Source organism: Rhodopseudomonas sp. BR0C11 (assembly GCF_010820945.1).
Lineage (GTDB): Bacteria > Pseudomonadota > Alphaproteobacteria > Rhizobiales > Xanthobacteraceae > Rhodopseudomonas > Rhodopseudomonas palustris_H.
This window is the reverse complement of sequence record NZ_QTKI01000271.1, coordinates 1-6,567: the sequence shown is the minus strand read 5'-3', so window position 1 is coordinate 6,567 and position 6,567 is coordinate 1. Positions and strand designations below refer to the sequence as shown.

Here is a 6,567-nt window from a genome sequence, read left to right as displayed (position 1 = left end):
ACCCGGCTCACCGCGCGGCCGACCACCTCGGCGGAACGGCCGATTTCGGCGCCGACCTCGCGGGCGCTCGCCGACAGTTCAGTGGTGGCGGCGGCGACACTGCGCATGTTGCTGCTGGCGTGCTCGGCCGAGGCCGCGACCGTGGTCAGGCGCTCGCGGGTGAGCGAAGCGCCACTGGTCAGGCTGCCGGCGGTGTCACGCATGCCGCGGGAATCCTCGTCGAGCGACGACACGACGCCGGTGACCGCGTTTTCGAGCTGCTCCGCCTGTTGGGCGAACGTGTTGATCCGCTGCTCGATACTATCGGTTGCGGCGTTGATGGTCTTGGCGCCGCGCAGCAGCGCCCCGTGCAAGCCGCCCGGCAGGATGCGGCGGAAGTAACGGCGGTGCTGCACCGCGTCCATCGCGGCGGTGGCCTCGCGCACGAAGGCGTCGCAGCCGTCGATTACGTCGTTGACGGCGCGTAGCATGTCGCCGGTGCGGCCATTGTCGGGAATCCGCAGGATGCGGGCTTCGAAGTCGCCGGCGGCAATTCGCAGGCAGACCTCGCGGGCCTGACTGATCAGCCGGGTGGTCTGCACCATGCGATACAGCGCCAGACAGCTCGCCAAAATCGCAAAGCCCTGGATCGTCATCGCCGCCGGACGATAGTCCAGCGCCTCCAGCGCCAGCGCGATCGACGATGCGACGATGATGACGGCGAGGTTAAGCTGCGCTTTGGAGAGCGAACATAAGTTCGTCATAGCTGACTTTCTTGGAGGCGACGAAATCGGTCAGCGCCTTGAGGCCGGCCTCGACCGCCTGCTTGCCGTTGGCGTGACCCTCCTCGACCCGCAGCACTTCGGCGTAGAGCGGCGCGATCGCGTTGGCGACCACGCTCGGATCCGGCGTGCGACGATTGGAGTGATAGGCGACGATGTTGCCGTGCTGGTCGAACGACGGCGTGATATGCGCGAACACCCAATAATGGTCACCGCTGCGCGCCATGTTCTTGACGTAGCCGAAGATCTCGCGGCCAGCCGCGATGGTGTCCCACACCAAGCGGAACACTGCGCGCGGCATGTCGGGATGACGGATGATGCTGTGCGGCTGGCCGAGCAGCTCCGCCTCGCTGTAGCCGGCGATGTGGCAGAACGTGCTGTTGGCGTAAGTGATGCGGCCCTTCAGATCCGTTTTGGAGACGATCAGCTCACCCGCCGGAAAGAACACTTCCTTGCCGGTCGGGCGGATTTCGACAGCCATCGCCTTTCTCCTCGGAGGGCACGCCTCTGTTTTAGGTAAGTTCAGGGGTTTGAATTTGTCTTAAAGCCTACGCCTCACGTCACGCCGATGGGCCAAACACGTATTCGTACGAAGCCGCTCAATGGAACCCGGCGAGGCCGGCGATCAGTTCGCCGGCCTCGCTGAACTCATGCGGCTCGTTGTTCCACCAGTTCCTTGCGGACCTGGCCGAGATAACCGTTGATCTGCTCGGCAAGCTGCTCCGACTGCGAGGACAACTGCGCCGAGGTCGTCATCGTCGATGCCGCCGCGCGTTCGTTGTCTTCGGCATTGCCGGCGAGCACGTGGATCGTTTCGGAGATCTCGCGCACCACCGCGAAGGCCTCGTCGATATTGCGTGCGATCTCGGCGGTCGATTGCGACTGCGCGCCTGCTGCACCGGCCACCTGACGGGTGATGTTGTCGATCTCCGCAATAACGGTGCCGATCTCGCCGATCGAGCTGCTGACCGCGCCAGCCGCGCCGTGAACCTGGCCGACCTGCGCTTCGATCTCGCCGGTGAACTGCGCGGTCTGCGACGCCAGCGCCTTCACCTCATGTGCCACCACGGCGAAGCCGCGGCCGGCATCGCCGGCGCGCGCCGCTTCGATCGTGGCGTTGAGCGCAAGCAGATTGGTTTGGCTGGCGATCGCTTCGATCGCCTTGACCATCTCGCCGATGTTGTTGGCGACCTGCTTCAGCGCATCGACATTGCCGGTGGCTTCGCCGACGCTACTCACCGCCCGCGCGACGATCTCGGCGGAGCGATCGATCTCGGCACGCACGCCGCTGGCGCTCGACGTCAGCTCCGACGTCGCCGAGACGACCGACTGCATATTGGCCGCGGCCTGTTCGGACGCCGCTGCGACCGAAGCCAACTGCTCGCGCGCCGAGGACGCGCCGACCGTCAGCGTGCCGGCGGTGTCTTTCATCTCGGCCGAGCCTTGGTCGAGTGCAGTGACGATCGCACTCGTCGTGGCCTCCAGCTCCGCGGTGCGGCCTTCGAAGCTCTTGATCCGCCGCTCGATGTTTTCGGCGGCCGTATTGATGGCGCCGGCGCCGTGCAGCAGCGCACCGTGCAGCCCGCCCGGCAGGATGCGGCGGAAGTACTTGTTGTGATGCATCGCGGTCATCGCCGCGGTCGCCTCGCGAACGAAGGCGTCGCAATCGTCGATCATGTCGTTGATGGCGCGCAGCAGCGTGCCGGTGCGGCCGTCATCCGGAATGCCGAGGATTCGCGCTTCGAAATCGCCGTCGGCGATGCGGCGGCAGACGGCGCTGGCTTCGCCGAGCAGTCGCCGCGTCTGGCTGATGCGGAACAGCGCCAGCCCGGCAAACGCCATGACGACGCCTTGGATCGCCATCGCGGCGACGTAGTACTCGAACACGCCGCACACCACCGCCGCGCCCGCGGCGACGATCAATCCGGCGACGTTAAGCCGCGCTCTTGAGAGAGAACATAAGTTCGTCATAGGAGGCCTTCTGGGAAGCGACGAAATCGGACAGGGCGCGAGAGCCGGCGGCAAGCGCCTCTTTGGCGTTGCGGTGGCTGCGCTCGGTGCGGAGGATTTCGGCGTAGAGCGGGATGATCGCGCCTTCGAGCACGCCGCGATCCGGCGCACGCCGGTTGGAGTGATAGCCGACGATCCGCCCCGTGCCGTCGAACGACGGCGTGACATGCGCGAACACCCAATAGTGGTCGCCATTGCGCGTCATGTTCTTCACATAGGCGAAGATTTCGCGGCCCTGCTGCACGGCGTCCCACAGCAGCTTGAACACCGCGCGCGGCATATCGGGATGGCGGATGACGTTGTGCGGCTGGCCGATCAGCTCCGCCTCGCTGTAGCCGGCGACATCGCAGAACAGGCGGTTGGCATAGGTCAGCCGGCCTTTGGTGTCGGTCTTGGAGACGATCAATTCAGAAGCTGGGAAGAAGGCCTCCCGTCCGCTGGGCGTGACGTGGCGCATAGATGACCTCGATGGAACTCATTTGCGCCTGCTCGTTATTCGCAGAACTGTTGCGAATGGGTTTATTCCACCAAAGGTGAATTACTAAAGTTCATATTATTGATGTACGAACCATCCAGATACCGTTTCTGATGCCACGGGTGGTGATAAATGGTATCTTGATGCCTCAATCGCCGAGGCCGTGGGCGATCACCTTGCGCATCAGATTGGGCAATGCCTCGTCCGACAGCGTCGAGATCTGCGCCCAGCGCATGCCGGCGGGGGCCCGGGTCGCGGCCGAGGCATGCGCCACATACACGGTCAGCTCCAGCGGAAAGTGCGTGAAGACGTGGCTGACGACGCCGGCTTTGCGGTGCCAGCGGGTGACGCCCTTCAGCGCGGGGGCTTGGGCCTTGGCGGTGGCTTCGTCCTGATCGGCCAGCCAGTCGGAATTCGGCACCTCGGTCATGCCGCCGAGCAGGCCCTTGGCGGGGCGGCTGCGGACCAGCACCTGGTCGCCGCGGATCACCACGAAGGCGGCGCCGCGGCGCAGCGCCCCGGTCTTCTTCGGCGCCTTGCGCGGGAAGCTCTCGGCATCGCCGCGCAGCCGCGCGGCACAGCCTTGCATCAGCGGGCACAGCGCACAGGCCGGCTTCTTCGGCGTGCAGATGGTGGCGCCGAGATCCATCAGCGCCTGGGCGCTGTCGCCGGCGCGCGACGGGCCGAGCAGCGTCTCGGCCAGCGCCTTGATGCGCGGCTTGGCCTTCGGCAGTTCGTCCTCGACCGCGTAGAGCCGCGACACCACCCGCTCGATATTGCCGTCGACCGGCATCGTCCGCCGGCTGAACGCGATCGCCGCGATGGCGGCCGCGGTGTAGGGCCCGACGCCGGGCAGCGCCCGCAGTCCCTCCTCCGTATCGGGAAAGCGTCCGCCATGCTGGCGCGTCACCGCCGCCGCGCAGGCGTGCAGATTGCGGGCGCGCGAGTAGTAGCCGAGCCCGGCCCACATCTTCAGCACGTCGTCGAGCGAGGCCTCGCCCAGCGCCGTCACCGTCGGCCACCGCGCCATGAACTTGTCGAAATACGGCCCGACCGCCCGCACCGTGGTCTGCTGCAGCATGATCTCCGACAGCCACACCGCGTAGGGATCGGCTGTCGCGCCGGGCGGCGCCCGCCACGGCAGGCTGCGGCGATGCCGGTCGTACCAGGCGAGCAGCGCGGCGGGCCGCGCCCGCAACGAGGCGTCGGCCAGGTCGTGCTCTGCTGTGATGACCGGGGATTGTTTCCGCCGCGGCGCCGCGCCTGCTAGACTCATGAACGGTATCGTCGCAAAGCGTCCCTGCATGAGCAAGCCCGGCCCGATCTCCGCCAAGCCCCTGTCCGGCCTGTTGGGCGCAACGCTGTCCGAAGCGTTCGCCAAGCAGGGCTTTGCGGCGCGCGAACTGGTGACGCGCTGGGCCGAGATCGCCGGGCCTCAGATCGCCGCGCATTCCGAACCGCTGAAAATGCAGTGGCCGCGCCCGGTCGATGGCCAGCCGGTGGAACCGGCGACGCTGGTGCTGCGGGTCGAAGGCCCGATGGCGCTGGAGATCCAGCATTCCTCCGACCTGATCCTGGAACGGGTCAACCGCTTCCTCGGCTGGAATGCGGTCGGCCGGATCGCGCTGCGCCAGGCGCCGCTGTCGCGCCGGCCGCGCAAGACCGTGCCGCCCGGTCCCGATCCGGCAGCGGTCGCCCGCGTCGCCGCGACGCTCGACCAGGTCGCCGATCAGGAGCTGCGCGATGCGCTGGCGCGGCTCGGCGCGACGATCAAGCGGAAGTGACGCCGGCGGTTTTGGCGGTGTTCAGGCCCGGCATTGCCACAATTGTTGTTTCAAGCTAGCGACAATCCCAAGGTCGTGCGGCTGAAGCGCCGCTGACGTGTCGTTGTCCGCGGCGTGTCCCGCCGAACTGGAGCTGTTTGCCGATGATCACGCGCCGCACTTTTACCGCCGCCTTGTCGCTGACCGGGGTCTTCGCCGTCGCCGGCGTGTCGCCGTTCCGGCTGATCGACCCGGCCTTCGCCCAGAGCAAGGAAGCCGCGGCGGCCGCCGATGTCGCCAAGCCGATGTCGCTGCCCGACATGGCGCTCGGCCCGAAGGACGCCGCCGTCACCATCACCGAATACGCCTCGCTGACCTGCTCGCACTGCGCCGCGTTCAACGAGCAGGTCTATCCGCAGATCAAGAAGGCCTACATCGACACCGGCAAGATCCGCTACGTGTTCCGGGAATTCCCGCTCGACATCAAGGCCGCCGCCGGCTCGATGCTGTCGCGCTGCATCGCCAAGGAGGATTCCGCCAAGTACTTCGCGGTCACCGACGTGCTGTTCAAGAGCCAGACCGAGTGGGTGCTGAAAGACACCACCGAACAGCTCAAGCGCATCGGCAAGCAGGCCGGCCTGTCGGGCGAAGAGGTCGAAGCCTGCCTGAAGGATCAGAAGCTGCTCGACAAGATCGCCGCCGACCAGAAGTACGCCAACGAAGTGCTGAAGGTGAACGCCACCCCGACCTTCTTCATCAACGGCGAAATGCTGCGCGGCGAGAACTCGTTCGACGAATTCGCCAAGCGCATCGACGCCCTGCTGGCGAAGAAGAGCTGAGGCGGAAGCGTTCTCTGCCTTGTGCCAGCACTGCGCGCGATCCCTTCACCACCGTCATTGCCGGGCTTGACCCGGCAATCCATCTCCTTCGCAAGACGGCCTTCCAGTTAGCGCGCTGACGCGCGATGGATCAGCGGGTCAAGCCCGCGGATGACGAGGGTGAATCCCCTCACGTTCGTCATTCGGGGGCGCGCGTAGCGCGAGCCGGATTTCATATCCCCCTGCGCTGCTGATCAATCGAAGTTACGTCCCGCAGATCATCGCAACCGCGACCTCACGGCTTATGGATTCCGGACTTGCGCGCAAAGCGCGCAATCCGGAATGACGAGCGTTGCGTCAGCAAGCCTTTCAGAGAATGGGCAATACCTGGTTGCGACCGACACAGTCAGCAGCTTCCGAAATCCCCAGATTTATCGCGCTTTTTCGGCGAATCCCGCCGTGGAAAAGCCCGTCCGCGTGGTTGCTCCTGCCTAAATCGGCGGCCATTGTCGGCGGCTCAACGCTGATGGCTGCGAGCGAGTTGCGACCGGGCGGGACAACCTATGGTATTGTCGCGCTTGAGAGATTCGCTACAGCCGCACGAATCGCGGCCCATAGAGCATCGGACCAGATGAAACTCACGCGTCTCCGCCTCCACGGCTTCAAGTCGTTCGTCGAGCCCACCGACTTCATGATCGAGCCGGGTCTGACCGGCGTGGTCGGGCCGAACGGCTGCGGCA

7 protein-coding genes and 1 pseudogene are annotated in these 6,567 nt (G+C 65.9%); 3 read left to right on the top strand and 5 right to left on the bottom strand.

What is annotated here, in order from left to right; all coding sequences use genetic code 11:
* The 5 genes and pseudogenes from DYI24_RS18445 to mutY form a co-directional block, all read right to left on the bottom strand.
* Window positions 1-743: pseudogene (locus DYI24_RS18445) on the bottom strand (methyl-accepting chemotaxis protein); the annotation flags it as partial.
* Complete coding sequence (locus tag DYI24_RS18440) at window positions 706-1,242, bottom strand: PAS domain-containing protein (protein ID WP_164573342.1); 537 nt, start codon at window positions 1,240-1,242, stop codon at window positions 706-708. The pseudogene DYI24_RS18445 and the gene DYI24_RS18440, both read right to left, overlap by 38 nt.
* A gap of 167 nt (window positions 1,243-1,409) precedes the next feature.
* Window positions 1,410-2,684 (bottom strand): methyl-accepting chemotaxis protein, encoded by a 1,275-nt coding sequence (locus DYI24_RS18435; RefSeq protein ID WP_283810874.1) that lies wholly within the window; start codon window positions 2,682-2,684, stop codon window positions 1,410-1,412.
* 10 nt (window positions 2,685-2,694) lie between these two features.
* A complete protein-coding gene (locus DYI24_RS18430; protein ID WP_107346053.1) occupies window positions 2,695-3,228 on the bottom strand; it encodes a PAS domain-containing protein in 534 nt (177 codons plus the stop codon).
* 166 nt (window positions 3,229-3,394) lie between these two features.
* Window positions 3,395-4,522, bottom strand: a complete 1,128-nt coding sequence (gene mutY, locus DYI24_RS18425) for an A/G-specific adenine glycosylase (RefSeq protein WP_205523580.1) — start codon at window positions 4,520-4,522, stop codon at window positions 3,395-3,397.
* Window positions 4,523-4,550: 28 nt separating this feature from the next.
* Between mutY and DYI24_RS18420 the strand changes: the two genes are divergently transcribed.
* The 3 genes from DYI24_RS18420 to DYI24_RS28820 all read left to right on the top strand — a co-directional run.
* Window positions 4,551-5,030 carry a DUF721 domain-containing protein gene (locus DYI24_RS18420; protein ID WP_164573339.1) on the top strand — a complete coding sequence of 160 codons (480 nt, stop codon included), beginning with the start codon at window positions 4,551-4,553 and terminating at the stop codon, window positions 5,028-5,030.
* A gap of 143 nt (window positions 5,031-5,173) precedes the next feature.
* Window positions 5,174-5,848, top strand: coding sequence for a DsbA family protein (locus DYI24_RS18415; RefSeq protein ID WP_164573337.1), 675 nt, complete (start codon window positions 5,174-5,176; stop codon window positions 5,846-5,848).
* 610 nt (window positions 5,849-6,458) lie between these two features.
* Window positions 6,459-6,567 (top strand): AAA family ATPase (locus DYI24_RS28820; RefSeq protein ID WP_502706357.1); only part of this gene is annotated, 109 nt, incomplete at its 3' end.

What these genes read in the sequence shown, in the direction of transcription:
- DYI24_RS18440 (WP_164573342.1), bottom strand. Translation starts at nt 1,242, where the DNA reads ATGGCTGTCGAAATCCGCCCGACCGGCAAGGAAGTGTTCTTTCCGGCG.
- DYI24_RS18430 (WP_107346053.1), bottom strand. Translation starts at nt 3,228, where the DNA reads ATGCGCCACGTCACGCCCAGCGGACGGGAGGCCTTCTTCCCAGCTTCT.
- mutY (WP_205523580.1), bottom strand. Translation starts at nt 4,522, where the DNA reads ATGAGTCTAGCAGGCGCGGCGCCGCGGCGGAAACAATCCCCGGTCATC.
- DYI24_RS18420 (WP_164573339.1), top strand. Translation starts at nt 4,551, where the DNA reads ATGAGCAAGCCCGGCCCGATCTCCGCCAAGCCCCTGTCCGGCCTGTTG.
- DYI24_RS18415 (WP_164573337.1), top strand. Translation starts at nt 5,174, where the DNA reads ATGATCACGCGCCGCACTTTTACCGCCGCCTTGTCGCTGACCGGGGTC.